This is a genomic window from Pseudooceanicola marinus, from assembly GCF_020177265.1.
GTDB classification, from domain to species: domain Bacteria; phylum Pseudomonadota; class Alphaproteobacteria; order Rhodobacterales; family Rhodobacteraceae; genus Pseudooceanicola; species Pseudooceanicola marinus_A.
Map to the genome: position 1 here is coordinate 300,661 of NZ_JAIVMC010000007.1, position 25,332 is coordinate 325,992.

General features: G+C 65.2%; 32 protein-coding genes and 1 tRNA gene. 17 read left to right on the forward strand and 16 right to left on the reverse strand.

Annotated features, from left to right (window positions below):
• Positions 1 to 76: 76 nt before the first annotated feature.
• Entirely contained in the window at positions 77 to 343 is a 267-nt protein-coding gene (locus LC066_RS13990; RefSeq protein WP_222478173.1) for a DUF2312 domain-containing protein, read from the forward strand.
• A gap of 121 nt (positions 344 to 464) precedes the next feature.
• Here LC066_RS13990 and LC066_RS13995 read toward each other — a convergent pair whose 3' ends face one another.
• Positions 465 to 1,340, reverse strand: a complete 876-nt coding sequence (locus tag LC066_RS13995; protein WP_224900109.1) for a hypothetical protein — start codon at positions 1,338 to 1,340, stop codon at positions 465 to 467.
• 92 nt (positions 1,341 to 1,432) lie between these two features.
• On the opposite strand from LC066_RS13995, the gene LC066_RS14000 reads away from it, so the two are divergent.
• Together LC066_RS14000 and LC066_RS14005 are read left to right on the forward strand one after the other, a co-directional pair.
• Positions 1,433 to 3,100 carry an ABC transporter permease gene (locus tag LC066_RS14000; protein WP_224900113.1) on the forward strand — a complete coding sequence of 556 codons (1,668 nt, stop codon included), beginning with the start codon at positions 1,433 to 1,435 and terminating at the stop codon, positions 3,098 to 3,100.
• A 56-nt stretch (positions 3,101 to 3,156) separates the two neighbouring features.
• Positions 3,157 to 3,232: transfer RNA gene (locus tag LC066_RS14005), tRNA-Thr, on the forward strand.
• Between the two features lie 71 nt (positions 3,233 to 3,303).
• On the opposite strand, the gene LC066_RS14010 is transcribed toward LC066_RS14005, so the two are convergent.
• The 12 genes from LC066_RS14010 to LC066_RS14065 all read right to left on the reverse strand — a co-directional run bounded on the left by LC066_RS14010 (position 3,304) and on the right by LC066_RS14065 (position 8,677).
• Positions 3,304 to 4,542: a recombinase gene (locus LC066_RS14010; protein ID WP_224900117.1), complete on the reverse strand. Its 1,239-nt coding sequence runs from the start codon at positions 4,540 to 4,542 to the stop codon at positions 3,304 to 3,306.
• Between the two features lie 33 nt (positions 4,543 to 4,575).
• Positions 4,576 to 4,836 (reverse strand): hypothetical protein, encoded by a 261-nt coding sequence (locus LC066_RS14015; RefSeq protein WP_224900121.1) that lies wholly within the window; start codon positions 4,834 to 4,836, stop codon positions 4,576 to 4,578.
• The gene (locus tag LC066_RS14020; RefSeq protein WP_224900124.1) at positions 4,836 to 5,009 is read right to left on the reverse strand and encodes a hypothetical protein; all 174 of its coding nucleotides are present in this window, start codon (positions 5,007 to 5,009) and stop codon (positions 4,836 to 4,838) included. Before LC066_RS14020 ends, LC066_RS14015 begins: the two co-directional genes overlap by 1 nt.
• Complete coding sequence (locus LC066_RS14025) at positions 4,994 to 5,275, reverse strand: hypothetical protein (RefSeq protein WP_224900127.1); 282 nt, start codon at positions 5,273 to 5,275, stop codon at positions 4,994 to 4,996. The genes LC066_RS14020 and LC066_RS14025 overlap by 16 nt, the downstream gene beginning before the upstream one ends.
• A complete protein-coding gene (locus LC066_RS14030) occupies positions 5,275 to 5,628 on the reverse strand; it encodes a hypothetical protein (protein ID WP_224900129.1) in 354 nt (117 codons plus the stop codon). Before LC066_RS14030 ends, LC066_RS14025 begins: the two co-directional genes overlap by 1 nt.
• Entirely contained in the window at positions 5,628 to 5,948 is a 321-nt protein-coding gene (locus tag LC066_RS14035; protein ID WP_224900131.1) for a DUF2312 domain-containing protein, read from the reverse strand. Before LC066_RS14035 ends, LC066_RS14030 begins: the two co-directional genes overlap by 1 nt.
• Before the next feature lie 12 nt (positions 5,949 to 5,960).
• Entirely contained in the window at positions 5,961 to 7,175 is a 1,215-nt protein-coding gene (locus tag LC066_RS14040; RefSeq protein ID WP_224900133.1) for a DNA polymerase III subunit beta, read from the reverse strand.
• A gap of 32 nt (positions 7,176 to 7,207) precedes the next feature.
• Entirely contained in the window at positions 7,208 to 7,486 is a 279-nt protein-coding gene (locus tag LC066_RS14045) for a hypothetical protein (protein WP_224900135.1), read from the reverse strand.
• Complete coding sequence (locus tag LC066_RS14050) at positions 7,483 to 7,668, reverse strand: hypothetical protein (RefSeq protein ID WP_224900137.1); 186 nt, start codon at positions 7,666 to 7,668, stop codon at positions 7,483 to 7,485. Before LC066_RS14050 ends, LC066_RS14045 begins: the two co-directional genes overlap by 4 nt.
• Positions 7,665 to 7,841, reverse strand: a complete 177-nt coding sequence (locus tag LC066_RS14055; protein WP_224900139.1) for a hypothetical protein — start codon at positions 7,839 to 7,841, stop codon at positions 7,665 to 7,667. The genes LC066_RS14050 and LC066_RS14055 overlap by 4 nt, the downstream gene beginning before the upstream one ends.
• 73 nt (positions 7,842 to 7,914) lie before the next feature.
• Positions 7,915 to 8,145, reverse strand: coding sequence for a hypothetical protein (locus tag LC066_RS14060; RefSeq protein ID WP_224900141.1), 231 nt, complete (start codon positions 8,143 to 8,145; stop codon positions 7,915 to 7,917).
• 223 nt (positions 8,146 to 8,368) lie between these two features.
• On the reverse strand, positions 8,369 to 8,677 hold the full coding sequence (locus LC066_RS14065; protein ID WP_224900143.1) for a helix-turn-helix transcriptional regulator: 309 nt from the start codon (positions 8,675 to 8,677) through the stop codon (positions 8,369 to 8,371).
• A gap of 89 nt (positions 8,678 to 8,766) precedes the next feature.
• On the opposite strand from LC066_RS14065, the gene LC066_RS14070 reads away from it, so the two are divergent.
• The 7 genes from LC066_RS14070 (at position 8,767) to LC066_RS14100 (ending at position 14,885) form a co-directional block, all read left to right on the forward strand.
• The gene (locus LC066_RS14070) at positions 8,767 to 9,015 is read left to right on the forward strand and encodes a hypothetical protein (protein ID WP_224900144.1); all 249 of its coding nucleotides are present in this window, start codon (positions 8,767 to 8,769) and stop codon (positions 9,013 to 9,015) included.
• Between the two features lie 99 nt (positions 9,016 to 9,114).
• Positions 9,115 to 9,534 (forward strand): hypothetical protein, encoded by a 420-nt coding sequence (locus LC066_RS14075; RefSeq protein WP_085890078.1) that lies wholly within the window; start codon positions 9,115 to 9,117, stop codon positions 9,532 to 9,534.
• A 349-nt stretch (positions 9,535 to 9,883) separates the two neighbouring features.
• Positions 9,884 to 10,435 carry a hypothetical protein gene (locus LC066_RS14080; protein ID WP_224900146.1) on the forward strand — a complete coding sequence of 184 codons (552 nt, stop codon included), beginning with the start codon at positions 9,884 to 9,886 and terminating at the stop codon, positions 10,433 to 10,435.
• A 422-nt stretch (positions 10,436 to 10,857) separates the two neighbouring features.
• Complete coding sequence (locus tag LC066_RS14085; RefSeq protein ID WP_224900149.1) at positions 10,858 to 11,631, forward strand: helix-turn-helix domain-containing protein; 774 nt, start codon at positions 10,858 to 10,860, stop codon at positions 11,629 to 11,631.
• Between the two features lie 14 nt (positions 11,632 to 11,645).
• Positions 11,646 to 12,248, forward strand: coding sequence for a hypothetical protein (locus tag LC066_RS14090; RefSeq protein WP_224900152.1), 603 nt, complete (start codon positions 11,646 to 11,648; stop codon positions 12,246 to 12,248).
• Positions 12,245 to 12,922 carry a hypothetical protein gene (locus LC066_RS14095; protein WP_224900155.1) on the forward strand — a complete coding sequence of 226 codons (678 nt, stop codon included), beginning with the start codon at positions 12,245 to 12,247 and terminating at the stop codon, positions 12,920 to 12,922. Before LC066_RS14090 ends, LC066_RS14095 begins: the two co-directional genes overlap by 4 nt.
• A 412-nt stretch (positions 12,923 to 13,334) precedes the next feature.
• Positions 13,335 to 14,885, forward strand: a complete 1,551-nt coding sequence (locus LC066_RS14100; protein ID WP_224900158.1) for a hypothetical protein — start codon at positions 13,335 to 13,337, stop codon at positions 14,883 to 14,885.
• 610 nt (positions 14,886 to 15,495) lie between these two features.
• On the opposite strand, the gene LC066_RS14105 is transcribed toward LC066_RS14100, so the two are convergent.
• The 3 genes from LC066_RS14105 to LC066_RS14115 all read right to left on the reverse strand — a co-directional run bounded on the left by LC066_RS14105 (position 15,496) and on the right by LC066_RS14115 (position 18,338).
• Positions 15,496 to 16,494: a hypothetical protein gene (locus LC066_RS14105; RefSeq protein ID WP_224900161.1), complete on the reverse strand. Its 999-nt coding sequence runs from the start codon at positions 16,492 to 16,494 to the stop codon at positions 15,496 to 15,498.
• The gene (locus LC066_RS14110) at positions 16,491 to 16,679 is read right to left on the reverse strand and encodes a hypothetical protein (RefSeq protein ID WP_114350963.1); all 189 of its coding nucleotides are present in this window, start codon (positions 16,677 to 16,679) and stop codon (positions 16,491 to 16,493) included. Before LC066_RS14110 ends, LC066_RS14105 begins: the two co-directional genes overlap by 4 nt.
• A 756-nt stretch (positions 16,680 to 17,435) precedes the next feature.
• Positions 17,436 to 18,338, reverse strand: coding sequence for a LysR substrate-binding domain-containing protein (locus LC066_RS14115; protein WP_224900164.1), 903 nt, complete (start codon positions 18,336 to 18,338; stop codon positions 17,436 to 17,438).
• Positions 18,339 to 18,501: 163 nt separating this feature from the next.
• On the opposite strand from LC066_RS14115, the gene LC066_RS14120 reads away from it, so the two are divergent.
• The 7 genes from LC066_RS14120 to LC066_RS14150 all read left to right on the forward strand — a co-directional run bounded on the left by LC066_RS14120 (position 18,502) and on the right by LC066_RS14150 (position 25,319).
• The gene (locus LC066_RS14120) at positions 18,502 to 20,112 is read left to right on the forward strand and encodes an ABC transporter substrate-binding protein (protein WP_224900167.1); all 1,611 of its coding nucleotides are present in this window, start codon (positions 18,502 to 18,504) and stop codon (positions 20,110 to 20,112) included.
• Positions 20,109 to 21,212: an NAD(P)/FAD-dependent oxidoreductase gene (locus tag LC066_RS14125; protein WP_224900170.1), complete on the forward strand. Its 1,104-nt coding sequence runs from the start codon at positions 20,109 to 20,111 to the stop codon at positions 21,210 to 21,212. Before LC066_RS14120 ends, LC066_RS14125 begins: the two co-directional genes overlap by 4 nt.
• A 45-nt stretch (positions 21,213 to 21,257) precedes the next feature.
• The gene (locus LC066_RS14130; RefSeq protein ID WP_224900172.1) at positions 21,258 to 21,608 is read left to right on the forward strand and encodes a RidA family protein; all 351 of its coding nucleotides are present in this window, start codon (positions 21,258 to 21,260) and stop codon (positions 21,606 to 21,608) included.
• A 124-nt stretch (positions 21,609 to 21,732) separates the two neighbouring features.
• Positions 21,733 to 22,740, forward strand: coding sequence for an ABC transporter permease subunit (locus LC066_RS14135; RefSeq protein ID WP_085887028.1), 1,008 nt, complete (start codon positions 21,733 to 21,735; stop codon positions 22,738 to 22,740).
• Positions 22,733 to 23,647, forward strand: a complete 915-nt coding sequence (locus LC066_RS14140) for an ABC transporter permease subunit (RefSeq protein ID WP_224900175.1) — start codon at positions 22,733 to 22,735, stop codon at positions 23,645 to 23,647. The genes LC066_RS14135 and LC066_RS14140 overlap by 8 nt, the downstream gene beginning before the upstream one ends.
• A gap of 5 nt (positions 23,648 to 23,652) precedes the next feature.
• Entirely contained in the window at positions 23,653 to 24,474 is an 822-nt protein-coding gene (locus LC066_RS14145) for an ABC transporter ATP-binding protein (protein ID WP_224900178.1), read from the forward strand.
• The gene (locus LC066_RS14150) at positions 24,471 to 25,319 is read left to right on the forward strand and encodes an ATP-binding cassette domain-containing protein (RefSeq protein WP_224900181.1); all 849 of its coding nucleotides are present in this window, start codon (positions 24,471 to 24,473) and stop codon (positions 25,317 to 25,319) included. The genes LC066_RS14145 and LC066_RS14150 overlap by 4 nt, the downstream gene beginning before the upstream one ends.
• Positions 25,320 to 25,332: the final 13 nt, after the last annotated feature.

Genomic DNA, 25,332 nt, shown 5'->3' on the forward strand with positions numbered 1-25,332 from the left:
CGGCGGGGCGCCCGCGCCGCTAGCAAAGGAAGCTGCCCGAGCAGGGGACCGCGCAGAAAAACAGGAGGCGACAGCCATGATGGACGACGAAGACGTCAAGTCCGACAACTACCGTGTGACCGCAGGCGAGCTGCGCCAGTTCATCGAACGCTTCGAGCGCCTCGATGCCGAGAAGAAGGACCTGGCGGACCAGCAGAAAGAGGTCATGGCAGAGGCAAAGGGCCGGGGCTACGACGTGAAGGTCCTGCGCAAGCTGATCGCCCTGCGCAAGCGCGAGCCCGACGACATCGCCGAGGAAGAGGCGGTTCTGGAAATGTACAAGGAAGCGCTCGGCATGCACTGAGCGCTTTGGCCCGTGCGGGACATCCCCCGCCGGCCCTCGCGGGGCGCACCTTTGCGCTCCGCCCGCCCAGGCCGGACCGCCTGCGGACCGGCGGGGCCCGGCCCACGACCTGCCGCCTCATCTATGGCGTGATGAAGGTCACCCCCGGAAGGCGTTCGATCTCGTAGACGTCTTCCTCGTACAGCTCCGTCAGCATGTCGATCATCAGCTCGTCCCAGTCGGGGCCGGTCAGCTCTTCTTCCAGCGCGTCGTCCAGGGCGAATTTGTCGAGGAAGGCGGTGGCGGCGCGGCGGCGCTGGCTTTCGCTCATCCCCGGATGGGCAGCCAGGTAGGCCTCGAAGCGGCGCATCCCCTCGGGCGACATGATGTCGCTCAGCATGTCGAACTCGCCGTCCAGCCGGTGCTCCGGTGACAGCCCGGCCAGTGCCCGCATGACCTCGCCCCAGATCAGGGGCGTATCCTCGTGGCACCAGCAGGTGATCTTCATGTCCGGCACGGTCTCGCGGATGCGGCCGATCAGCTCCGACCAGCGCAGCGCCAGCGGATCGGTGCCGCCCATGAACTGGTCGAAGCTTTGCTGCGGGGAGATGTTGAAGACGTCCGGCAGGTAGGTCGCCGGGTTGCGCACCGCCAGGAACAGCTCCTGCCGGTCGCCGGCAAAGAACTCCCGGAAATCGGCCAGCTTGGTCTCCGCGTGGGGGTAGAACTGGTCGTCCGCCACCGCCAGCTTGGGCACGCAGAAGAAGTTCTCGTTCGACAGCACAAGCCGCTCGGGCGCCTCGTGATCCAGGGTCTGCGTGAGAAACTTGTCGCGAGCCCCGGCCTCGGGCGGACGCGAGGACAATTCGTGGATGGCATCGCGCAGCGCGCGACGATAGCGCGAGGGCCCGGGGACGGCGATGCCATCTTCATGCAGGCGGTCGCGGTTCTTCAGCAGGCAACGGATCAGCCGGTCTTCGTCCGTGGTGTGCACCCCGGCGTGGAGAACAACCTGCATCACCTCACCTCACCTGCCGTCACGTTCTGCGGTCGGTTTTCTATATACGCTCGCATCTGGACAGGCAAAGCGGTTTCGGGCAACCAGACCTCATGCCGCAAGACCACGCTCAGATCTCCCGGACCGCATCGTCGCGCCCTGCGCGGCGCCTTCCCTCGCCCTGGTCGGTGGGGGCGGCGCTGATCGCGGCGCTGGCGCTCTTCCCGATCCTGTCGGTGATCTGGACCGCGCTCTGGCCCGAGGCGAACATCTGGCCGCATCTGGTGGCGACGACCCTGCCGCGCTACCTGGGCAATTCGCTGATCCTGATGGGGGCCGTGGGGGCGCTGACCGGGGCCGTGGGCACCGGGGCGGCCTGGCTGGTGACGCGCTATCGCTTCCCCGGCCATCGCTGGCTGGAATACCTGCTGCTGCTGCCGATGGCTATCCCGGCCTATGTGGGGGCCTATGCGCTGGTGGATTTCCTAGAATACGCCGGGCCGGTGCAGACCGGGCTGCGCAGCCTTTTTGGCTGGACCTCCTCGCGCGACTACTGGTTCCCCGAGATCCGTTCGATCGGGGCGGCGATCGTGGTGCTGACGGCCTCGCTTTATCCTTACGTCTACCTGCTGTCGCGCGCCGCCTTCCGCGAACAGTCCGGCGGCGCCGAGGAGGTGGCCATGTCGCTGGGGCGCGGCCCTGTCCGGCGGTTCCTGACCGTAGGCCTGCCCCTGGCGCGGCCCGCCATCGCCGCCTCGGTCGCCATCGTGATGATGGAGACGGTGAACGATTTCGGCACCGTCGACTATTTCGCGGTGCAGACCCTGACCACGGGCATCTTCTCGGTCTGGCTGCAAAGCTACAACGCCGGCGGCGCGGCGCAGATCGCCTGCGTGATCCTCGGCCTCGTGGTCTTCCTGGTGCTGCTGGAGAAAAGCTCCCGCCGTCGCCTGCGCTACTACAACCTGTCCAGCCGTCACCGGCCCGTGTTGCCGGTGCGCCTGCGCGGCCTGGCCGGCTGGGCCGCGACGCTGGCCTGTGCGCTGCCCTTCGCCCTGGGGTTCGTCCTGCCGGGGGCGGTGATCACCAGCCACGCCTGGAACGAAGCCGGGGCCTGGACCGACCCGGGCCTGCTGACCGCGCTGCGCCACACGCTGACGGTCTGCGCGCTGGCGGCCCTGGTAACGGTCGCCGCCGCGGTCTTCCTGGTCTACGGGGTGCGTCTGTCGGGCGCCGCCCTGCCGCGCCTGCTGATGCCGGTGACGACCATCGGCTATGCGGCCCCCGGCGCGGTGCTGGCCGTGGGCATCCTGATCCCGCTGGCCGGTATCGACCATCGCCTGGCCGATGGCGTCACGGCGCTGACCGGCTACGATCCGGGCCTCCTGCTGACCGGGACGGGCTTTGCCCTGGTGCTAGCCTACTCTGTGCGTTTCTTCGCCATCGCCCAGGGGGCGGCCGACAGCGCCATGGGGCGCATCCCGCCCTCGCTGCCCATGGCGGCGCGGTCCCTGGGCCGCAACCGCGCGGCGGTGCTGCGCGAGGTGCATTTCCCGCTGATCCGTGGCTCCCTGGCCTCGGCCCTGCTGCTGGTTTTCGTCGACAGCGTGAAGGAACTGCCGGCGACGCTTCTGCTCCGGCCCTTCAACTACGACACCCTGGCGACGCGGGTGCATGAGAAGGCCAGCCTGGAGCAGTTGGGGGAGGCGGCCCCGGCGGCCCTGGTGGTGATCGCCGTCGGCCTCTGCGCCGTGGCGCTTCTCGCCCGCGCCAACCGCTGACCCTGTCGCGCAACCCTCTTGAACGGCGCGGGCGATCCGCGTAAACGGCCTGTGATGCCCCTATAGCTCAGCTGGTAGAGCAACTGATTTGTAATCAGTAGGTCCGCGGTTCGAGTCCGTGTGGGGGCACCATAAAATCAATTACTTAAGAGAAGTTCTGTTTCGTCGTTTCGACCTGTTTCGACGGTGTTTCGACGGCAGGTTCACTGCGTGTTTCTGAGCTTAACGACCTTTGCGATGGATTCGTCTCGGCCGCGGGCATAGCGGTCGGTGGTTGTCACGTTCAGATGCTGCCCCGCGTCGCGCAGAATGTAGGGGTCAGCGCCGAGGTTCTTCGCCTCGGTCAGGGCGCCCGCGCGGGTGTCCATCACAGTCAAATTCTTGGGCAGTCCAAGGTCATCACGGATTCTGCGGAACGCTTGGCTCCAGCCATAGACCGTGTAGGGCATGCCAGTGCGCTCGCCTGTGATGACCGGACCGATGCGACCACGTTGCGACAGGATGAAAAGCCTGGCGCGGAGCTCTGGGACATCTGTCAGGCCGAAGCGGATCGGGTCCGGCATCGAGCGTGCAGTCTTTGAGATGACCTTCGAGAAACCTGACAGATCTTCATCGAACATGTCCCATGTGAGACCGTCCTGCCATCTTTCGTAGGCGTCGGGCAGAAGGCGCTGCCGCCGATTGCGTGAGAGCTTGCGGACGATGCCGCCGGCATCGGGAGCGCAGGGGAGCCACTGGCCCCGAACGTCGACAGAGCGCAGGCAGAAGACCCACTGGATCAGCAAGCCGGTCGCGAAGGCGAACATGCCCCTTGCGTCGGCCTCGTCCACAACGGCCCGAATTTGTTCGCGCGTCGGAGTGACCGAGCGTCGGGGCGGGGTCTGAAACCGCATGTCGCGGAGTATGTCCGAAACCTCGTGCGCCGGAGCGTACTTCAGCATCTTGCCGTATTTGGCCACCGCGCGAAGCCGCTCGAACATGCGATGGATATAGGACGTGTTGCGGCCCTTGGCTTTCATGCCGTCACGCAGATCGCAGATGGTGGTATAGTCCGTGGCGCCGATCGCGACCCTGCCTATGGCCGCGTCCCAGCGATCCAGGATCCAAATATAGTTTGTCCGGGTGTTTTCCTTGACCCCGTGGATCGGGCTATGGCGGTCGGTCTTGTAGCGGTGGATAAGCCATCCCCAAGTGCCGGGCTCGCGCGTTTCAATGTTTGCGCCGTAGTATGCTAGCATCTGGCGAGTCAGCTCGCGTGCCTCGTGCGCGCGCAAGAGATCCTGACCGTCGCCTTCCTCTCCGGTGAGGCGGATCGAGGTCTTTGGGTATCCCATTTTTCGAAACTTGGGGGAGGGCTTCCAGTAGTAATACTGCCTCCCCTTGCTCAGACCCGGGGCGTAAGACGGATCCGATCCGTCCCAGAGGGCGTCCTTGTAGGCCATTTGTCCTGCTTTCGTTGTTTCGAGGTTTCCCGGTCAGAGGGCATCGAGGTTGATGCGCTGTCGCTCGGCGTCAGGGAAAACCTTGGCTGCGTCCGTGACCCGTCGACGGTTCTCAATCCAGGCCTTTACGTCGGCTTTGATGTAGAGCTTCAGGATGGGATCGGGCCGGGGGAAGCCCTCTGCTTCGAGGTTCTGGCGCCGGTTGCGAAAGGCGCCCGGTGACATCCCGAGAAAGCTGGACACCCAGCGGGTGCTTCCCACGGCGGCTTCCTTATTGAGGGTGTGGTCGGCCATCACTCATCCTCCTTCACTTTGCGGATCATTTCCTTCAGCTCACCCAGGATGGCGACGCAGACGTTTCGCAGCGCAGGGGAGGCTCCTTCCTGCGCAAGCGACCGGGCGCGCGCGCCGATGCTCTGCAGTCGTTCGACTTCTTCGGCTTGGTAGCCAGTCAATTCATCAAGCATTGCAGGTCCTCCCGCTCAGCCAGCTGCCCACAATTCGCCTTCACCACCGCGGCTGCCACGGGCGGACAGACAGAGTTCCCGACGCAGCTGACCTGTGTGTTCTTGGTGAAGCTGCGCCAATTCCAGCCGCCATCTCTGTCCTGCTCCCAGCCGCCCTCGTTTACGTAGTCGCGGGGTAAGCCCTGTGCGGTGAAGAGCATGCGCGTGCCTATGTGGGCGAGGACGTAGCGGGTGCCGGTGATGTCCATAAGGTGCGAGCCGTCCATCAGCGGGCCTCCCGGGACAGTGCCAGCCCGCAGAGGGCGGGCAGCAGGGCGAGGGTGGCCAGCCCGGTGCAGGTGGCCATGGTGAGGAGGTTGGTGGCGTCGGTCTCGCGCCCGAAGAGCCAGCCGGAGAAGGCGGGGGCGGCCATGATGTAGGGCGCCCAGGGGCGGGCGGCGCGCAGGAGGCGGAGCATGTGGGCGCTGTCGCGGGTCATCAGGGCCAGCGCCACGGCTTCACCGCTGCAAACAACCGCCGCCAGCAGCAAGGCGGGATTGCCGGTGAGGGCGAAGGTTGCCGCAGTCATGGCGCTGAGGCTCGGCGCGAGGAGGATGGGAGAGAAGATTAGCCAGCGCATCAGCCCATCCCCATGGCGTCTTTGTACATCTGCAGCACCGCCTCTTCCTCGGCGATGTCGTCGGGCTCGCGCTTGCGCAGGGCGATGAGGAGCCTCAAGACCCTCACGTCGTATCCGCGCCCCTTGGCCTCGGCCATCACCTCTTTCTGCTGGTCCGCGATGCCCTTCTTCTCCGCCGCGAGCCGCTCGAAGCGTTCGATGAAGCTCCGCAGTTCTCCCGCTGCCACGCGGAAGGCGCCGTCACGGACTTCGCGATCCGCGTCTGTTTCCTTGAGGCCGGCATCCTCCTTGGACGCCTTGGGGAAGCCCATGTCCTTCATGATCCGTTCCCCTCAGTCGCGCATCGGCATGAGAACCCAGAGCGCATCGGGGTCCTCGGTGACGATGCGGGCGGGCTCTCCGCGCCCGGCGCTGGAGAGGGTGAAGGCCGGGGCGATCCGGGCGAACTCGGACAGCAGCGCCAGGCTGTAGGTTGCCGTCTGGCCTTCCCGCTCCGTATGGCCCTGCAGGGCGATGCTCAGATCAACGCCATCGGGCATGCTGAGCGACATGCGTCCGGCGCCGGGATCCAGCCGCAGGGGCAGGCTGCGCCCGTAGCAGGTCGCACTGGCGATGGTGCGCAGGCGGCTCAGGGCGCTGGCCGACAGGTGGGCGGTGAAGGCGTCGGAGGCCGGCGGCGTGACCCGGGTGTAATCCGGATAGGTGCCGTCGATCCCCTGGATCACCAGGCGCAGCCCGGGCGCCGTCACCATCATGTGGCGCGCATCAGCAGCGAAGGTCAGCGGGGCATTCCCTGCCTTACGCGCGATCGCGATCAGCAGATCGACGGCGCGGACCGGGACGATGAGGCCGTCGGGGCGGTCGGTCGCCTTGCTGCCGTCGGCGCGCGGCCCCTCGATAAAGCGCGCCGGCTCATCGCAGTCGATGATGGCCATGCGGTGGCCATCGGTAGACACGGCCCGCAGGGTGCCCGCGTCCGGCTTTGTCGTCAGGAAGGTGCCGTTGAGATAATAGCGGGTCTCTTCGCGGCTGACGCAGGACCGGCCCAGATCGAAGAGCCGCAGCGCCTGCGCACCCGAAAGCGTGAACGCGCCCGCGCCGGGCCCTCCCACGGGCTCCAGATCCGTGAAGGGCTGGGGGAAGTCCTCGGGAGGGATGCTCAGCTGCAGCGTGACCTGGATCTCGCCGTCGGAGAGGCGGACGCGGTCATGGTCCTCGCCACTCATATGGGTGATCGTGACGGGCCCCCGGGCGGCCCGCAGGAAACCGGCCAGCGCCCGATGCGACATCACCAGATCCGCGCGCCCGATGGTCTGCGCCTCCAAGTCCAGCGCCAGGGTCATCTTGAGGTCGGTGGCCTCCAGTGAAACCTGGCCGCCCTTGAACCGGGTCCGCACGCAGCCCAGGGCCGGGATCGTGTTCCGGCGCTCGATCACGCGAGGCAACCGGTTGGCCGCCAGCCGAAGCTCGGCAAGGGCGACGGTGGCGCTCGGGCCGTCGGAGATCTCCGGGGCAGGCGCGGCGGCGCGGGGCATCTGGTGCAACATGGCAGGTCCTTTCCGGTGGCGGTGTCTGGAGGTCAGGGGTAGGCGGGCAGGGCGTCCGCCTCGGCAGCCGTGTCGGCCACGGTCTCGCGGGCATGGGTGATCCAGGCGGCGATGGCCTTGGCCTCGGTCGGGCCGCTTGCGGTGATCCGGTAGAGGGTCAGCACGGCGCGGCCTTCGGCGGGGACGTGGAAGCGGCCGCCCCCTTCGAGAGCGGCGCAGACGAACGCCTCGTGCAGGGCGTCGCCACTCAGCGGCGCAACGCGCCCGAGGAAGTCGGTGATCGCGTGGGTATCGAAGAGACGGCCGGTCATGGCTGATCTCCGACGGTGGCGTCGGGCTGGAGCGCCCGGCGCGCGAGCGTTGTCGGCAGATCCAGCAGCGCGGCGGTGATCAGCAACGCCACCGCCAGCCAGCAAAGGCCTTCCAGCGCGAGTTGAAACAGAGACCGCCTGTGGTCGGTTCGGCGCGAGGTCATGGGCATCCGGGCGCTCATGCTTCCGGCTCCACGGGCTCGGGCGCCGGGCGCGATTGTTCTTCGGCCTTCTGGGCTTCCTCCGGGGTGGAGGCCCGGCAGGCGCCGGTTTCGCGGTCGAAGGTGGCCCAGCCGGTCGCAGTGACCGCGCGGTAGAAGCCCATTGTCTCGGGGACGATCAGGGGACGCGTCATGCCGGCACTCCCGCGATCATCACCAGGGCAGCGGTGGTCAGCAGCCAGCCGGTCAGGGCGACGGGGAGCAGGCTCATGCCGCGCCCTCTGGATGGGCGCGGCTGGCGATCAGGGCGCGGACCTTGCCACGGCAGCGCTCGGTGATGTCCAGGACCTCGGCCATCTGTGACGACACGGCCGGCGCGCCGGCGAGGTGGTGCGGGGTGAGCCGGGCCAGCCGGTCGGGCGAGATCGGGGTGCCGCGGGCGGCCTTCCGCGCGGCCCAGTCGGACCGCAGGCGCGCGCTTTCGTCAGGGGTCAGCATCGAAGCCTCCATCTGTGATGATGGAGGTTGATAGTCCGAAAAAATCAGACTAGTCAATCCAATGGTCTGAAAAATTCAGACATACGTTCTCGATTGGGGCTTGATCGGGCCGCTCATAAGTGAGAACAAAACATGAACGATAGGGAATCGAAGATGATACTGGCGCGCTTTGTTCGCGTGCTCCGAGTGCTTGGGGTCGACGTGAATTGGGTGTTTGACCCTGCTACTCGCTGGCTTTTAGGGCCGCGTCCGCCAGCTTCGCCTGCACGCTTGGGTGAAGGTGGGCAAAGTCGCCGTGGAAGAGGAAATTGAAGTCAATGCCGTGAGCCCGGTAAAAATACCTTGCAACCGAGATGGATGGCGCGCCTCGGGCCTCCTGGGAGTGGTACGTCTGCTTTGCCAGGCCAACTGCATCGGCGACTTCCTTCTGGGTGAGGCCAGTCGATAGTCGGGCTGCAATTAGGCGCAGGCGAAGTGCGTCGTTGGACGTGTCGCCTAGCAGGAAGATCTTTTCGAGCTCTTCGTGTGTCATGCCGCATGTATCTGGCTTGGTCTGAATTTTTGGAACCGATTTTCGTCAGACTATTGACAGTCTGAAAAATTCAGACCAAAGCTCGCGGTATGAGTTATGCATCCCGAGAACTGATCCGGGATCTCGGTGGGTATCGTACCGTAGCGATCCGGCTGGGGATTTCGGCGAACACACTTCATAGCCACATGATGGCGGCTGCTTTCCCAGCGAAGTTCTTCGTGGCGCTTCGCGCCCTTGCGGTTGAGCAAGGGCTGCCAGAGCCATCCCAAGAGCTCTTCTCTTTTGTTGATCTGCGCGGTGAGAAACTCGGAATTGATGGTGAAGGGGATGCCGCATGACGTGCTCATCCCTCTTTGTTTCCGATCCTTTCGATATCCCTTTCCATGCTCCGGTTATGCCGAGGGCTTTGTCGACCTTCCAGAAAACGGGGTTTCGCGATGAGCGGTGAGATCGCGGTGTACCAGGGGCCCGCCGTGCGGGCGCTGTTCAAGCAGCTGGTGCGGGACTTCGGCGGCGTGGATGCCGCGGCGGCCCTGCTGGGCTGTGCCAAGGGCACGATCTCGCGCGAGGTGAACGGCGGGCTGCCGGTCTCGATCGCGCATTTCTGCGGGCTTGAGGATGCGCTGGAGCGCTTTCCGATCACCTCGATGCTGGCCGACCGCCGGGCGGCCCGCCATGTCCGGCAGGAGGTCAATGACCTGGTGCTGCGTGTGGTGGCCGAGAATGGCGACGTGTCCAACGCCGCCGTTGGCCTGCTCTGCGCCGGCGATGCCGAGGGCGTCATGAAAGAGCTGCGCGAGTCCATCGCGGCTTCGCAGCAGCTGCTGGCCCGCCTCGAAGATGAGGCCGCCGCATGAGCTGCGCCCTCACATGCCCCTCCCGCCGACGGGCGGGCGATTGTCGTGGGGAGGGCGCTATCGTTGGCGGTGCGCTCCCCGCGCCGATCACCTTTCTTTCCAACCCCTCACGGACCCCGGCACAGGTGCCGGGTCGTGCGGAGCGCCGCCTGTCGGGCAGGGCAGGGCGCTCCCAGGCGCGGAGGGCCCATGTCCTCCAGTCCCTCCGCGCCGCCCGTTTCCCCGGACCTTGTCTGGCCGCCCCGCGGGACCGCGCGGCCGTCCGGGGCGTCGCGGTCCCGATCTGTCCGTCCCCGACTTGGGGCGCGTCCCTCCCGGCGCGCCCCGCCTTTTCCCTGGAGGGTTCCGCATGGACATCGTGACCGCAGAAGAGCGCCGTCTGATCGACGAGGCGCTGGAGCGTATCCCCGAGGAGAAGCGGCGCATCCCTGCAGGCGTCAGCGGCATGGACCGGGACTACGTCTGGGACCCGAAGACCCAGTCGATCGTCACCCGGAACGAGGCCTTCAAGGGCGGCTTCCGGACCATGCAGCGCGCGCAGGTGCCCACACTGGCAGACCGCCTGAAGGATCGCGAGATCGCCCAGGACATCAAGGATGGGCTGAGCATCAGCGAGATCATCCTGCTGCGCCACACGGCACGTCAGCGCATCCAGCGGGTGGCGCGCGAGGACGGGCTGGAGATCGCCCGGCCGAAGCCCGCGCCGCTGCGGGGCGGGCGGGAGAAGTCCGTCTCGGGCGATGACGAGGAAATCACCCGGAAGATCCTGGCCCTGGTCGATGGCCAGAGGGGACTGACCGAGATCGCCCGGCTGGCGGGCTGCCACAAGGATGCGGTGCGCCTGCGCCGGGATCGGCTGAAGCTCGATATCCCGGCAGCGAAGCGGAGGAAGGTGGCGTGATATTGTATGCTTACGTAGCGTCTTTGTTTGACACGGGCAGGGCTGCGCGAGATTGGGGGGACGTGCGCGCCATTCCCCAGGCGCGCCTGGCGTCGCTGCGTGTCCCCACGGGCTTCGCCAGGGGGCGTAGCGCCAGTCCCCATCAGGCGACTGCGCCCCCGACGGGACCTCCCCCTTTTGAACAGGCCGTGCGCGCCCTTCGGCGCTGCGCGGTCTTTCTGGCGCCCCGCGCCCCGATCACCGGTGCCGCTCTGACGGGACCGGGCGGGAGCGTTCTGCGTCGAACAGCCGGCCCCTGAGGCCGCGATAGAGGCCCGGGCAGCGGGCGGACGACCTGGAGGACAGGAGATGACTGGACAGAAGAGGGCTCGGAACCGTGGTTCCGGGCGCGGAGACGTGTTGCCTGCGGGCAGGAGGGGACGATGAGCATTCCGGCGATGAACTGGGCCTTCGCGCAGCGGGGGCTGAAGCCTGCGACCAAGCTGGTGCTGGTCTGTCTGGCGGATTGCCACAACGCGCATACGCGGCGCTGCGACCCCTCGCAGGAGACGCTGGCGGAGGAGTGCTGCATGAGCCGCTCGACGGTGAACGTGCACCTGAAGCTGCTGGAGGAGCAGGGGCTGATCCGGCGCGTGCAGCGCTCGGACAAGCGCACGCGTAAGCAGCTGTCGAGCCTCTACCTCCTGGGCTGCGACATGGAGGAGGCCCCCGCGGAGAGCGGCGAGAAACCCGTGTCCGAAATCCGGACACGGGAGACCGCAGGCGCCGAGGGAGCCGTGTCCGGAAACCGGACACGGGATCGCGCCAGCACGGGCCGGGGAGCCGTGTCCGAAAACCGGACACGGGACACAAGGGCAAGCCGTGTCCGGAAATCGGACACGGGGCAGGGCCGAGCCGTGTCCGGAAAACAGCCGATCCCGTGTCCGGAAAAGGGCCAATCCCGTGTCCGGACGGTCGGACACGAACCTGAAAAGAACCTGAAAGGAACCTTGCGCGCGGAGGCGGGCATGCCCGGGCGCGCGAGGCCGGCACGGTTCTTCACCGAGGATGAACGGGCAGATGCCCGGGAGGTGGCGGCGCATCTGCGCAGGGGCGGATCGGTGAACGCCGAGGGGATCCCGGGACGGGTGCGGGACTGCCTCGTCGCGGAGGAGATCCTGGGGCGGGACGAATTGCAGGCAATCGGACTGGGCTGAGAAAGGGCAAGAGGATGCGGATCGAGCAGGATCAGGATCACGAGACGAAGCGGGACCGGGTGCGCCGGCTGTTGCTGGGGCCGCTGGAGGGGATCGGGTTCCGGTTCCCGAAGGCAGTCGATGCAGACGAAGGCCGCAAGCGCCTCGACCGGCTGGCGGATGAGCTGGGCTACATGAGCGACGCGAACCTGCGGCGCCTCTTCGAGGCGATGCGCTCGAAGGGCGAGGGGAGGGCGCGGGACTTCTGGCCCAGCCATGCGGCCTTCGTCGCCCTGGCCCAGGTGGCTCAGCCTCGCCCGCTGGAGGAGATGCCCGGGCTGGCCAGCTGGTTCGGCAGCGCAGCCGGGCGCGCCGCCCTCGCCGAGGGGCGTCTGGTCGAGGAATACCGCTGGTGGCTCAGCAAGCACCGCCCGCCGCTGAACCCGCAGGAACGCCGGATCATCGCGGACCGGGCAGGGGCGGCGCAGTCGAAGGTGGCCCGCCTGCGCGAGCGTATCAGTCTGCGCCTGCCGGTGGATGCGGCCGACCGCGAATGGCTCCACGCCTATGAAGCGCACCAGGACGCGGCGCGCGAGCTGGTGCGGCGTGGCCAGCAAGCACAGGGAGAGGCAGCATGACCATGGCCCTCCGACATCGCCCCCGCGGGCTCAGCAGCGCGTCTCCGCGCGAAGTCACCATCCAGCAACTGCTGGACTGGGCGTTCCAGAAGGAGAAGATCCGGATCGACTTCGACCAGGGCGCCAATGAACGGCCGCAGGGCGCGCTCAAGGGCTACGGCATGGAGCATATCCTGATGCGGCAGGCGGAACTCGGTTGCCGCGTGCAGGGCGGCGGCACCTCGGAGCCGCACCCTGACGCGGATGCGGTGGCCGACGCCCTGGCGCAGCTGCCCGAGGGCGTCGGAGGCCGGCGCATGGCGTTGGTCATCGCAGATCTTTGCCGCGCGGGTGAAACCTTGGGCTGGGGATCGGACCTCGCGCCGCAGGTGCAGCCCATCGACTGGAAGCAGACGAAGCACGGGCGCTTTGCCGTGACCGAGACCTGCGGCAAGGCCCGCTACACCAGCCGCGGCAAGGTGCGGGAGGTGGATCTGCGCTGCTGCCCGATCACGATCGAGAACCACCCCCGAGACCAGGCGCGAGCACGGCGGGACTATCTGATGTGGTGGTCGGCGCTGAAAGAGCTGCGCGACACCTTCCGGATCTACGGCGGGCTGACTGCGCACCAGGTCACCGAGGCGCTGCCGCCGATGAAGCCATGGGAAGGGGAGAGGGCCAGGCGGGCAGCCTGAGGAGATCTAGGGCAGGGAGGCGCGAGAGGGTCGGGGCGGAAGCCTCGGCCCTTTGTGTTGGCGACGCGAGGTCCACTGCTGATTAGAGGGTGCCGTTGATTGAAAAGCGGACTTCCCGAAAGTAGCTCCTCAATGGCTGCTTTGCGCAGGAAGCGGACCGTCGGCTTTGTGGCGGAGTAATCGTTTCGATTTTGCCACATTCAGTCCTAGTTGCACGCCGGTAGCGCCACTATGCTGGGGCGCAGGTTTCGCGAAGCGAACCTCTCGGCCCTCATTGTGCAAACGTTCCGGTAGCCCCTAGTGGCACTGCTAAGTTAGCGCCTTCGCAGCTGGGTCAATCCAGAGTCGCAAGGCCAGTCCATCGGACGCACACTGCCCTCCGGAGCATGTCGACTTGAATTCGAAGAACGAAATGAAGCCCACGATGTCAGGCCGAACCGCGCGTTCGACCGGAAGGTCAGCACTATTCCTAGCCAAGGCGAGCTGGGCCATTGCAAAACCGGTTGGGCGTCAGGCTGGCAAATTGGCCGTCAAAGGTGGCGTGGCCGTCAAGGATCAAGCGGCTTTAAAGTTTGCAGAGTTCGAGTTGAGACATTCAGAATATACCAACGAGAATTTTTATGAGAAAGCTGCGACTGCCTTAGAAGACCTGGTCGATGCGTTGTTGATAGAAAAGCGCGGGACATCGGCAAGGATTGTCAGGGCGCTGTCTGTAAAGCTAGCTGCTGCTGGAACAACGGCAGGGATATTCTCTATTGCCTCCTTTCTTGGGACCGCCAGTACAGGAGCCGCAATCTCATCACTTTCAGGCGCGGCGTTTAATAGCGCAGCCCTTGCATGGATCGGTGGGAGCGTTGCGACAGGTGGTTGGATCGTTTTGGGAGCCGCAGTTGCGGGCAGCACCATGGCATACTTCGGGTCCCGCGCAGTCATCAGCAAATGGACTGGCAAACGACGCAAGAAAAAGTCCTTGGACCCTCAGGAGAAGCGATTTGTTGAAACCTGTCTGATGGTTGCAACTGCATTTCGCAAACGCGCTGATCAGAACGCCGTCCTGGATCCGATAACCGCTCAAGTCTTGCAGCAGCAGCTGCGGAATGACCTCTTGGAGCAGCTGGATATATGCATCGCCAAGGTCAGCGACTGGCCAGATCTTCCACGTAGGAGGCTGGATGCTCGCAAGGATGACCTGATGGAGTTGTTCGAAGCGATATCGTTGGCAGAGGGCAAGGCTGGACCCGCGCAAGAACAACCAAGGACAGGGGCGCCTATGCTGACGGGCGTCGTCTCTGCGACGATCATGAAGTTGATGTCAGAGAACCGGTCATCTTTTACTGGGGACGAGGAACTCGTGCTTGATGCCCTGCGCCGGTCCAACAGTAGCCTCTCGGATGCCGGTGAGGCCGAACTCTCTGACTATGTTCAATCGCTGTCCGTTGATCAAATTGATGGGCTGAAGAACAACGTGAAAGGCATATATCACGAACTCGCGTTTCAGCAGCGTGAGAACCTTGATGGGGACGAATACATCGTCGAACTCTTTGGCGATACCAACCATGCGGGTGCAGACGTTAAGATAATCAATCTCGCGACGGGCGACGTTTCAGAGGTTCAGCTGAAGGCCACCCAATACGCATCCTATGTCCGAGAGCATAACGAGAAATACGAGAGTATCGAGGTTCTGACGACCAGCGAGGTCGCGGAGGCGTCGTCGGAGTGGAGCTCATCGGGCTTCAGTGACATGGAACTATCCAGGGACACGACCACTACCTTGGGCAAACTGGGGCATGAGACCGGCGCTGAGGTAATGGAAAGCATGGGGGTCGCGGCGATGGTGACACTGGCCGTGAACGCAAGGTCCTTGCTGAAGGGTGATGCTCTGTCGCAAGATGCCAGACAGAGAGTTGTCCAGGACGGTGTAGTTGCGGCAAGCGTCGCTGGCTTGGTGCAGCTCATCGTATAGGTCACGCCCTGGGACAAGGGCCGCGAATTTCCTATACTCCCCGTACAGCCAGGCACGGCAAGCTCGGAGCTCAAGGTTACCTCTGGTTGCCGAACGCACCAATTCGGCTGAGGCAGTCAAGGTGGAGCAGACAGCCGCCATTCACTGCGCCATCGCTTAGACACAGGAAAGCGCAAAAAGCGTACCAGTAGCTTCGTTGCGGATCTGACGAACCTGATTGTCGCAACCCGCCCTTCGTGAAGACGCCTGGCACTATGCTGCTGTGAGCGGGAGGGCGGGAGAGCCGACCTTCGCTGCGCCCAGGACGAGCGGCAGCTGTGCGCAGGAAGCGAACACGTCAGGCGGGCTGCCTCCAGTCGCACCTCTAAGCGCTTCCGGCCCAAACCTGCCTTTCAGTCTCTTGCCGATCTCCGCGGTGTAGCTTCACCGAACCAGCCATTCGTGCATCGCGCAGCATTTTTCGTGGGTTAAGTTCGGCAGTGGCGGACATTGCTGACCTTCGCGAGAGTGTCACTGATTGTCTTCGGTGCCTGAGCGGTCGGGCGGGGCGTCGCCTCCAAGAGGACGGACAGCAGGTCTTCAGCAAAGAAACGCATTATCAAACTCCGGATCACATCGACATCAGCTGGCGGCGTTCGATGCGCTTCCAGTCGCGCCCCGAGACACTGCCCCAGTTGCCCACTTCGTTCGGACGGCGCCAGCGCGGCGTGGCCATCTTCTGCAGGGCAGCCAGCGCCTCGTCGAAGGACGGATACTGAACCTCTTCGCCCTTGGCGCCGATCATGAACTTGCCACCGCGCGCGAGGCCGGGATGGAAGTGGCTACCGTCTGCGGCGACGGGGACGAAGACCACCTCTTCCGCGAAATCTGGGCTCGGTGCCTCTGGCGCCACCTCATCGGGCAGCTGCCAGATCGAGGCAAAGAACTCCTTCCGACCCTTCAGCCACGTGGCTGCGCTGACGGCCGTCACCCGCTGGCCGACCTTTTCAAGCCCGCCATCGCCGCTGGAAAGGATGTTCCGGATACGGCCCTCCGTGACCCCTCCGAAGATGGCGAGAGAGCCGATGTCAACCACGCCAAGCGTTTCCTCGCCAGTGTCGTCATAGCTGAACCCGGTATCCAGAGCGTGGCGGGAGAGCGCGAGGTTCACGACACGGCTCATCTCGCCATCCGCCTTCAGATGAAGGTAATCTTTGAGGTCAGCAAGCTGCAACGGGAGCTTTGCCACCCAGGCTCGCCGCGCTGCAAAGGGGATATCTTCGGGCGTTACACCGAACAAGCCATAAAGACCCGCGCCATCCAACAGCTCGACAGCTTTCCAGCCTCCGTCGCGAGGAGCAGAAGGCGCAAAGAGCACATCTCCCCATGTTTCAGCATCATGGGGTGCATTGGGGACCACCTTGAGAAGGTGAGATGCGACAGCGTCGCGCCCGAAGAGCTGCTCAACTGCGCGAAAAACCGCAGCGGCGTGATCGCCCAGTTCAAGATCGTATCCGCGCAGATACTCGACCAGTCCGGTGCGTTCGTCGCCGAACCAAGCCTCGCGACGATCCGCAGCCGTCATCCTTTCCGGGGTAGGGGCGGGCATGTTCATGGTTTTGTCCTTCAAGCGTGCAAGCGGCGGATCATGGCGCGGAGGTTATGGCGCGCACGGTGATCGGAGGGCGTGGAAGCCGCGATGAGAAACCCCCTCTCGAAATGAAGAGCGTAGTGACGGCCGCGCGGCTCGATGCCGAGCAAGTCAACACCTTCTGCACGACACAGTTGCTGATACTCTCTGACGACCTTGCGCATGAGGCAATCTCCGTGAAATCATATTTGTTGCCTCATTTTCACACTAGTTTGCGCACATGTAAATGGCGTGTTTTCACTTTTCACCTATTTTGCCGCATTGGCCCACTGAAGCCCAAGCGGGCCCTCGGGCGTACTTTTTTTCACGCAATTTCATGCACAAAGCCTTGCCGCCCTCAGCGACAGAAAGCGATGATGAGCGTCTGCACGCACCCGTCGGCCTAATCCACAGCTTCCTTCACCCATCCCCTTGCCGCGAATCGAAGCCGGCCGCACGGCTCGCTCCGGAGAAGAGCGGCCCTCAACCAGAAGCATTACAGGTCAGTCTGCATAGGAGCCCTTGGAAAGCCGCGCGGCGAATGGCCGCTTCCCGCTCTTCGCGTCGGTGCCTCGCGGCGTGCCGCGTCGTGCACGAATGTCCCGGACGGGCTGGCTCCGGTCATTCGCTGCGGCAGGCACGAAGGTCCGCTTATGTGTTCTCGGCCACCGCGGCGCTGTTTCTCAGGGGTGCAGAGGAGATCTCTGGTTGGGGTTCGGGCTAGTCGCCTGCCGATGCCCCCCGGGGGTACCCTGAAAATCTGGGCACCATGCTCCTGACCGGTGAGGGGACCGCCGTTTTCGCGCTCGGCTAATTGGAGAAAAAAGCCCACTCGGTAGAGTTCGGATCGGGGCCATGAGGTCTTCAAGCGGGGTCTGATCTGCGTGTCTGACAGACGGCCGCAATGAAGTTTCGGTGCCGCTGCCTTGCGTTGGCAGGCTCTACTCTGCCTGGTCGACATCATACCGCTTGAGATGCTCGCGCAGTACCTCGACCACTCGCTCGGTGGCTTGCGAAGGCGGGCGCGAGGCGGGCAGCAGGATCCAGACATTCATCGTCGTCAGCGGTACCACTGGGCGGCGCACCAGCTTGTCCTCCTCATAGCCCAGACCGACGAATGGAGGGAGGATCGACACGCCGGCGCCGCCGGCGACAAAATCGCAGGCGGTTTCCGACATCGGCACCTCGACGATTGACCGCTTCTGTACCCCGCGCAACTGGAAAGCGCGGTCGATGGTCATGATCGAACAGTCATCCCGCGCCAGGCCGATGAACGGCTCATCCTTCAGGTCTTCCACTCGGATCAGTCGTTTCTCTGCCAACGGGTGCCCTGCCGGCAGGGCGCAGACCATGGCGAAGCGCATCGCCAGCTCCGACGTAACGTTCGGATGCTCGAAAGGCTGCACCGACAGGCCAATGTCGATCTGCTGCCCCTCGACCAGTTCCGCGACCCTGGGACTGGAATGGCTGGCGATCGAGATGTGCATTTTCGACTGTTTCGCCATCAGCGGGCCCAAGGCATGCGCCAGAAAACGGGCAGAGAGAGCGGGGGGCGCTGCAATTGTCACCTCCCCCCACTCTCGATCGCGCACCGCGCGAGCAAGCTTCTGGATGCGGTCCGTCCCGGAGAAAAGCCGCGATACCTCGGAGGCCAAAAGCTGCGCGTCAGACGTCGGCAACATCCGACCGCCACTGCGCGTGAACAACCGAAAGCCGCAACTTTCTGAGAATGATTTCAATAGTTTGCTGACGGCGGGCTGGGATATGCCCAAACGTTCGCCAGCCAGGGTTACGGAGCCCGTCTCCATGACCGCGTGGAAGGCTTCGAGCTGTCTGATGTTCACGGAAGGGGCCTCCGGCAATGAGAGTGATATGAGGTTTAGTTATGATGTGACGACAAATAGGGATTTGACAATCATGTTATGCGTCGGCTCGCATGGCGTCATCCGGAAATCTCCCCACAGCAAGCCAAGGCTGCCCGAAAAAGCGATACAGGAAGGTACTGAAATGAATAAATTCGCATATCTCTGCGGGGCGGCGGCGCTGGCGCTGTCGGCGCCCGCCGCCCAGGCTCAGGTTCTGACCGTCTGTCTGGAAGGTGCCCCCGAGACCTTCAACCCAGAGCTGACCAGCAACGGCACCACCGCCTATGTGCTTGGCCAGATCTACGACGGCCTGGTGTCGGTCGAAAGGGGCGGTTCGGAGATCGAGCCCGCCCTGGCCGAAAGCTGGGAGGTCTCTGAAGACGGGCTGACCTACACATTTGCCCTGCGGCGGGACGTAGCTTGGCAGTCCAACGATTCCTTCACGCCCTCGCGCCCCTTCAATGCCGATGATGTCGTTTTCACCTTCCACAGGATGATGGACAGCGAAGACCCGTTCTATGAGGTCTCGGGGGGCAACTACCCGACCTTCAACGCGAAACTGGCGGACAACCTGGCCTCGGTTGAAAAGGTGGATGATTACACCGTCGCCTTCACCCTGACCAAGCCGATGGCCGCCTTCATCGGCACGATGGCGCATGGATCGCTCGGCATGACCTCTGCGGAATATGCCCAGGCGATGATGGACGCGGGCACGCCCGAACAGCTGGACCTGGCGCCCATCGGGACCGGCCCGTTCCAGCTTCAGGCCTATCAAACCGACGCCATGGTGCGCCTGTTGCCCTTCGCAGGCACCTGGGGCGCGGAGATGGGCGACGACCTGCGCACGCCGATGGTCGATGCGGTGGTCATGGCGATTTCGGGCGACGCCACCGTGCGCCTGCAGCGTGCCTTGGCGGGCGAATGCCTGATCGGCCTCTACCCGAACCTGGCCGACAAGGAGACGATCGAGGCCTCCGACGCGGTCGAGGCCGTGCAGACGCCGGTGCCCTCGACCGGGATGCTGCATTTCAACTTCGCCGAGGAGCCGTTCCAAGATCAACGGGTGCGCCAGGCCCTGGCCCAGGCCATCGATATGGAGAACTTCGTCGAGGTGATCTATTCCGGCATGGGCCATCTGACCGGCGCAGTGGTGCCGCCCGCACTGTGGGGCACCGCCTCGGAGATCGGCCCGTGGGACTATGACCCCGAAGAGGCGAAACGCCTGCTGGCCGAGGCTGGCTACGAGGACGGGTTCGAGACCGAGGTCTGGGCAATTCCAGTGTCGCGTCCCTACATGCCCAACGGACGCCGCGCGGCAGAGATCGTTCAGGCCGATTGGGCCGAGGTGGGCGTGGACGTGTCCATCGTGACCTACGAATGGGCCGAATACATCCAACGGGCCCGCGCTGGCGAGGCCAAGGTGGGCATGTTCGGCGGCATCTACGACTTCCCTGATCCCAGCCAGATCCCCAACAACTACCTGACCTGCCAGCCCGACGGCTCCACCGCTCCGTCCAACATTGGGGACTGGTGCGACGACCGCTTCAATGAGGTGATGACCGAAGCCGGATCGATCACCGACCAAGAGGAGCGGATCGCTCTTTACCATGAGGCGCAGCAGATCGTGCATGACGAGGTGCCGGTCATCGTGCTGGGCGGGGCCGATACGATCACCGCGGTCAATACCTCGGTGCAGGGCTATGTGCCCGCCGTCTTCGGCTCGTCTCGTCTGTCGGGGGTGACCGTCGAATGAAAGTGACAGTGATTGGCGCCGGGATTCTCGGCGCCAGCACGGCCTACCACCTGGCCCTGTCGGGGCATGAGGTGACCGTGATCGACCAGGAACACCAGGGCAAGGCGACCCTGGCGGGGGCAGGCATTGTCTGCCCCTGGGCCACCAAGGCGGATGAGCCTGAGTGGTACAAGATGTATGCCGCAGGTGCGGCCTACTATGATGCTCTGGTCAGCGACCTGGCGGCGCGCGGCGAAAGCGATGTGGGCTACCGCAAGGTGGGCGCGCTGGTGACCGCCGAGGATCCGGCGGAGTACGACGCTGCCGGGGAACGGCTGGCGCTGCGCACCGCCGAAGCCCCCGAAAGCGGAGGCTTCGAGGAACTCAGCCCGACCGAGGCGCAGCAGAAGTTCCCGCCGATCAACCCCGCCTACAAGGCTTTCTGGGTGCCCGGCGGCGCACGGGTGAATGCCCGCCAGCTGGCTCCGGCCATGGTCCGCGCGGCGGTGGCCCTGGGCGCTACCTTCCGCAGCGATTTTGCCACGCTGGAACTGGAGGGCGCCAAGGCCCGGGTTCTGGACGGGCAGGGGAAAGAGATCCCCTCGGACCAGATCGTGGTCACTGCGGGCGCCTGGGCCAGCCAGATCCTGGCGCCTCTCGGGCTGGACCATCCGGTAAAGCCGCAGCGCGGTCAGATCCTGCACTTCGGCATGAAGGGCGCGGATACCTCGCGTTGGTCTGTGCTGCTGCCCATGGCCAGCCACTACCTGCTGGCCTTCGACGACAGCCGCGTCGTGGTTGGCGCCACCCGCGAGGACGGCAAGGGGTTCGACTACCGCGTGACCTGCGAGGGGCAGCACGAAGTGCTCAGCGCCGCGCTGCGCTACGCGCCGGGCCTGGCAGATTCGACCCTGCTGGAAACCCGCATCGGCTTCCGGCCCGCGCCGCCGGAGTTCCGCCCCATCCTCGGCCCCGTCCCTGGGATCGAGGGGCTGATCCTGGGCAATGGCCTGGGGGCTGCCGGCCTGACCATCGGCCCCTTCGCCGGCCGTCAGCTGGCCCGCATCGCCACCGGCGAGGCCCCCGAAGTGACCCTAGATCCCTACGCCCCCGCCGCTTGAGCGGGGGAGCAAGACCAACGCAAGACCAACGAACGGACAGACCAAATGATCCAACGCCACAACGCCCGCCCGCATCTGCACGGCGCCTCCGTCCACAACGGGGTGATCTATTGCTCGGGCCATGCTGCGACCAACCTCGACCTAGACATGAAGGGCCAGACCGAGGAGATCTGCGCCAAGCTCGACACCCTGCTGGCCGAGCTGGGCTCGGACAAGTCGAAGATCCTTCAGGCCCGCGTCTATCTGTCGGACATGACCGCCAAGGCCCAGATGAACGAGGCCTGGATGGAATGGATCGACGCCGCCGACATGCCTTCGCGTGCCGCCATCGGTGGCTGCGACCTGGGCGACCCCAAGCGCCTGGTCGAGATCGTGGTGACCGCCGCGGTCGGCTGACGCCCGCCCGTGAACCATCCCGTGCGGCTCATCTCCCCAAGTTGCCGCGCTGACTTCCGGGCCGCTTCGCCCTTCGTGGCGGCCCGGATCTGTTCCCCCTACGCCTTGCCCGAAAGGACGCCCCTTGTTCCGTTACCTCCTCGGAAAGCTCGCGGTTCTGATCCCGACCTTCTTCGGGATCACCATCGTCGCTTTCGGGTTCGTCCGTGTCCTGCCCGGCGATCCGATCATGCTGATGGCCGGCGAACGCGGCCTGACGCCGGAGCGCCATGCGCAACTGATGGCGCAATACGGCTTCGACCGCCCGCTGTGGCAACAGTACCTGTCCTATCTCGGCGACCTCTTCCAGGGCGACCTTGGCACCTCGCTGGTGACGCACCGCCCCGTGGCCGAGGACTTCCTGACCTTCTTTCCTGCCACGATGGAACTGGGCCTTTGCGCCATGATCCTGGCGGTCTGCATCGGCCTGCCCCTGGGGGTGCTTGCGGCGGTGAAACGCGGCAGCTGGTTTGAGCAGATCTCGATGTCGGCGGCCCTGGTGGGCTATTCGATGCCGATCTTCTGGTGGGGCCTGCTGATGATCATCCTCTTCTCCGGCACCCTGGGGTGGACGCCGGTCTCGGGGCGGATCTCGTTGATGTACTATTTCCCGCAGGTCACCGGCTTCATGCTGATCGACAGCCTGCTGTCGGGGCAGGCGGGGGCCTTCCGCTCGGCCGTGCTGCACCTGATCCTGCCCTCGGTGGTGCTGGCCACCATCCCGGCGGCCGTCATCGCGCGCCAGTCGCGCTCGGCCATGCTGGAGGTGCTGTCCGAGGATTTCGTGCGCACTGCCAAGGCCAAGGGGCTGGGGCCTGCGCTGGTGGTCGGGCGCCATGCGCTGCGCAATGCGTTGATCCCCGTGGTCACCGTGATCGGCCTTCAGGTCGGCTCGCTCATGGCCGGGGCCATCCTGACCGAGACGATCTTCTCCTGGCCGGGCATCGGCAAGTGGATCGTCGATTCCATCTCGAAACGCGACTACCCGGTGGTGCAGGGCGGCCTTCTGGTCATCGCCGCCGTGGTGATGATCGTGAACCTGATCGTGGACCTGCTTTATGCCGTCATCAACCCGAGGATCCGACATGGCTGATCCCGCGACCCTGGGCCCCGCAGCCGAGCCCGAGCGCAGCACCACCCGCGATGCCCTGCGCGCCTTCTGGGCTGACTTCCGGCGCAACCGTGGCGCCGTGATCGGCCTGGCAGTGATTGCCCTGCTGGTGCTGGTGGCCCTGCTGGCCCCGCTTCTGGCCCCCCATGATCCGACGCAGCAATTCCGCGACGCCCTGCTGATGCCGCCCGCCTGGAAGCCCGAGGGGCAGGGGGCATATCTGCTGGGCACCGACGCCCTGGGCCGCGACATCCTTTCGCGGCTGATCTTCGGGGCGCGCTATTCGCTGCTGATCGGGTTGATGGTGGTGACCATCGCCCTGACCGGCGGGATCACCATCGGCGTGATCTCGGGCTATTTCGGCGGCTGGGTGGATACGGTGATCATGCGGATCATGGACGTGATCCTGGCGTTCCCCTCGCTGCTGCTGGCGCTGGTGCTGGTGGCGATCCTGGGACCGGGATTGACCAATGCGATGGTGGCCATCGCGCTGGTTCTTCAGCCGCATTTCGCCCGTCTGGCACGGGCCAGCGTGATGAACGAGAAGACCCGCGAATACGTGGTGGCCGCCCGCATCGCCGGGGCCTCGAACCTGCGGCTGATGCTACGCACCATCCTGCCCAACTGCCTGGCGCCGCTGATCGTGCAAGGCACGCTGTCCTTCTCGACCGCGATCTTGGATGCCGCCGCCCTTGGCTTCCTTGGCCTTGGCGCACAGCCGCCAACGCCCGAGTGGGGCACCATGCTGGCCGATGCGCGCGAGTTCATCCTGCGTGCGCCCTGGGTGGTGACCTTCCCGGGGCTGGCGATCCTGACCACCGTGCTGGCGATCAACCTGTGTGGCGACGGCCTCCGAGATGCGCTCGACCCGCGACTGAAAAGGGGCTGAGAGAGATGACGACGTTACTCGAAATTCGCAATCTCACCGTCACTTTCGAGACTTCCAACGGACCGCTGACTGCGGTCTCGGGGATCGACCTGCACGTGGATGCGGGCGAGGTGCTGGCCATCGTCGGCGAAAGCGGCTCTGGCAAATCCGTGGCCATGCTTGCGGTGATGGGCCTGCTGCCGGACACTGCCACGGTCACCGCCGACATGATCCGCTTCGACGACACCGATCTGCTGGCCCTGTCGCCGAAGGAGCGGCGCCGCATCATCGGGCGCGATATCGCCATGATCTTTCAGGAACCCATTGCCTCGCTCAACCCGGCCTTCACCGTGGGCCTGCAAATCGGCGAGGTCCTGAAAAAGCATCAGGGTATGAACCGCGCCGCGCGCCGGGCTCGCACCCTGACCCTGCTGGAGGCCGTGGGCCTGCCCGACCCGGTGGGCAAGCTGCGCGCCTATCCGCACCAGATGTCGGGCGGCCAGTGCCAGAGGGTCATGATCGCCATGGCCATCGCCTGTGCGCCGAAATTGCTGATCGCGGATGAGCCAACGACCGCGCTCGACGTGACGATCCAGAAACAGATCCTCGATCTACTGGTCGAGTTGCAGGAGGCCTCCGGCATGGGGCTGATCATGATCACCCACGACATGGGCGTGGTGGCCGAAACCGCCGACCGGGTCATCGTCCAGTACCAGGGGGTGAAGCGGGAAGAGGCCGACGTGCTGTCGCTATTTGAGACGCCGCGGGACAGCTACACCCGCGCGCTGCTGTCGGCGCTGCCAGACCGGGCGGCGGGCGGCCCGTTGTCGGGGGTGGTGGTCTCATGAGTCGTTTCGTGCTGGAGGCCAAGGGCCTCATCCGTGATTATCCGGGACGCGGCGGGCTGCTGCGCAAGGCGGACCCAGTGCGGGCGCTGAAGGGGATCGACCTGGCGTTGGAGCAGGGCACCACCCTGTCGGTGGTGGGCGAGTCGGGCTGCGGAAAGTCCACCCTGGCGCGCATCCTGACCCTGATCGACCCGGCCTCGGGGGGCGAGCTACTCATCGACGGCCAGGCGGTGGACATCGCCCGCCACCGCCCCTCGGCAGAGGTGCGGCGCAAGGTGCGCATCGTTTTCCAGAACCCTTATGGCTCGCTGAACCCGCGCCAGAAGGTGGGCGATGCCCTGGGGGAGGAACTGCTGCTGAACACCGGTCTGTCGGCCGAAGAGCGGCGCGGCAAGGTGGGCGACATGTTGGAGCGGGTGGGCCTGCAGCGGGCTCATGCGGGGCGGTACCCGCACATGTTCTCGGGCGGACAGCGCCAGCGGATCGCCATCGCGCGCGCCCTGATGGTCAACCCGAGGATCCTGATCCTGGACGAGCCGGTCTCGGCGCTGGACTTGTCGGTTCAGGCCAAGGTGCTGAACCTGCTGGCTGATCTGCAACGCGAGTTCGCGCTGTCCTACATCTTCATCAGCCACGACCTGTCGGTCGTGCGGCGGATCTCGGACCAGGTAATGGTGATGCAAGCGGGCGAGGTGGTGGAGCGCGGTTCCCGCGACGCGGTCTTCGACGCGCCCTCGCACCCCTATACGCGTCAACTGCTGGCCGCGACGCCCTCCACCGATACCGAGGCCATCCGTGCCCGGCTCGCACGCCGCGCCGCCCTGCGCGCAGAACAGACCCTCTGAAAAGGAGCCCCAT

What these genes read in the sequence shown, in the direction of transcription:
- LC066_RS13990 (WP_222478173.1), top strand. Translation starts at nt 77, where the DNA reads ATGATGGACGACGAAGACGTCAAGTCCGACAACTACCGTGTGACCGCA.
- LC066_RS13995 (WP_224900109.1), bottom strand. Translation starts at nt 1,340, where the DNA reads ATGCAGGTTGTTCTCCACGCCGGGGTGCACACCACGGACGAAGACCGG.
- LC066_RS14000 (WP_224900113.1), top strand. Translation starts at nt 1,433, where the DNA reads ATGCCGCAAGACCACGCTCAGATCTCCCGGACCGCATCGTCGCGCCCT.
- LC066_RS14010 (WP_224900117.1), bottom strand. Translation starts at nt 4,542, where the DNA reads ATGGCCTACAAGGACGCCCTCTGGGACGGATCGGATCCGTCTTACGCC.
- LC066_RS14015 (WP_224900121.1), bottom strand. Translation starts at nt 4,836, where the DNA reads ATGGCCGACCACACCCTCAATAAGGAAGCCGCCGTGGGAAGCACCCGC.
- LC066_RS14020 (WP_224900124.1), bottom strand. Translation starts at nt 5,009, where the DNA reads ATGCTTGATGAATTGACTGGCTACCAAGCCGAAGAAGTCGAACGACTG.
- LC066_RS14025 (WP_224900127.1), bottom strand. Translation starts at nt 5,275, where the DNA reads ATGGACGGCTCGCACCTTATGGACATCACCGGCACCCGCTACGTCCTC.
- LC066_RS14030 (WP_224900129.1), bottom strand. Translation starts at nt 5,628, where the DNA reads ATGCGCTGGCTAATCTTCTCTCCCATCCTCCTCGCGCCGAGCCTCAGC.
- LC066_RS14035 (WP_224900131.1), bottom strand. Translation starts at nt 5,948, where the DNA reads ATGAAGGACATGGGCTTCCCCAAGGCGTCCAAGGAGGATGCCGGCCTC.
- LC066_RS14040 (WP_224900133.1), bottom strand. Translation starts at nt 7,175, where the DNA reads ATGTTGCACCAGATGCCCCGCGCCGCCGCGCCTGCCCCGGAGATCTCC.
- LC066_RS14045 (WP_224900135.1), bottom strand. Translation starts at nt 7,486, where the DNA reads ATGACCGGCCGTCTCTTCGATACCCACGCGATCACCGACTTCCTCGGG.
- LC066_RS14050 (WP_224900137.1), bottom strand. Translation starts at nt 7,668, where the DNA reads ATGAGCGCCCGGATGCCCATGACCTCGCGCCGAACCGACCACAGGCGG.
- LC066_RS14055 (WP_224900139.1), bottom strand. Translation starts at nt 7,841, where the DNA reads ATGACGCGTCCCCTGATCGTCCCCGAGACAATGGGCTTCTACCGCGCG.
- LC066_RS14060 (WP_224900141.1), bottom strand. Translation starts at nt 8,145, where the DNA reads ATGCTGACCCCTGACGAAAGCGCGCGCCTGCGGTCCGACTGGGCCGCG.
- LC066_RS14065 (WP_224900143.1), bottom strand. Translation starts at nt 8,677, where the DNA reads ATGACACACGAAGAGCTCGAAAAGATCTTCCTGCTAGGCGACACGTCC.
- LC066_RS14070 (WP_224900144.1), top strand. Translation starts at nt 8,767, where the DNA reads ATGAGTTATGCATCCCGAGAACTGATCCGGGATCTCGGTGGGTATCGT.
- LC066_RS14075 (WP_085890078.1), top strand. Translation starts at nt 9,115, where the DNA reads ATGAGCGGTGAGATCGCGGTGTACCAGGGGCCCGCCGTGCGGGCGCTG.
- LC066_RS14080 (WP_224900146.1), top strand. Translation starts at nt 9,884, where the DNA reads ATGGACATCGTGACCGCAGAAGAGCGCCGTCTGATCGACGAGGCGCTG.
- LC066_RS14085 (WP_224900149.1), top strand. Translation starts at nt 10,858, where the DNA reads ATGAGCATTCCGGCGATGAACTGGGCCTTCGCGCAGCGGGGGCTGAAG.
- LC066_RS14090 (WP_224900152.1), top strand. Translation starts at nt 11,646, where the DNA reads ATGCGGATCGAGCAGGATCAGGATCACGAGACGAAGCGGGACCGGGTG.
- LC066_RS14095 (WP_224900155.1), top strand. Translation starts at nt 12,245, where the DNA reads ATGACCATGGCCCTCCGACATCGCCCCCGCGGGCTCAGCAGCGCGTCT.
- LC066_RS14100 (WP_224900158.1), top strand. Translation starts at nt 13,335, where the DNA reads ATGAAGCCCACGATGTCAGGCCGAACCGCGCGTTCGACCGGAAGGTCA.
- LC066_RS14110 (WP_114350963.1), bottom strand. Translation starts at nt 16,679, where the DNA reads ATGCGCAAGGTCGTCAGAGAGTATCAGCAACTGTGTCGTGCAGAAGGT.
- LC066_RS14120 (WP_224900167.1), top strand. Translation starts at nt 18,502, where the DNA reads ATGAATAAATTCGCATATCTCTGCGGGGCGGCGGCGCTGGCGCTGTCG.
- LC066_RS14125 (WP_224900170.1), top strand. Translation starts at nt 20,109, where the DNA reads ATGAAAGTGACAGTGATTGGCGCCGGGATTCTCGGCGCCAGCACGGCC.
- LC066_RS14130 (WP_224900172.1), top strand. Translation starts at nt 21,258, where the DNA reads ATGATCCAACGCCACAACGCCCGCCCGCATCTGCACGGCGCCTCCGTC.
- LC066_RS14140 (WP_224900175.1), top strand. Translation starts at nt 22,733, where the DNA reads ATGGCTGATCCCGCGACCCTGGGCCCCGCAGCCGAGCCCGAGCGCAGC.
- LC066_RS14145 (WP_224900178.1), top strand. Translation starts at nt 23,653, where the DNA reads ATGACGACGTTACTCGAAATTCGCAATCTCACCGTCACTTTCGAGACT.
- LC066_RS14150 (WP_224900181.1), top strand. Translation starts at nt 24,471, where the DNA reads ATGAGTCGTTTCGTGCTGGAGGCCAAGGGCCTCATCCGTGATTATCCG.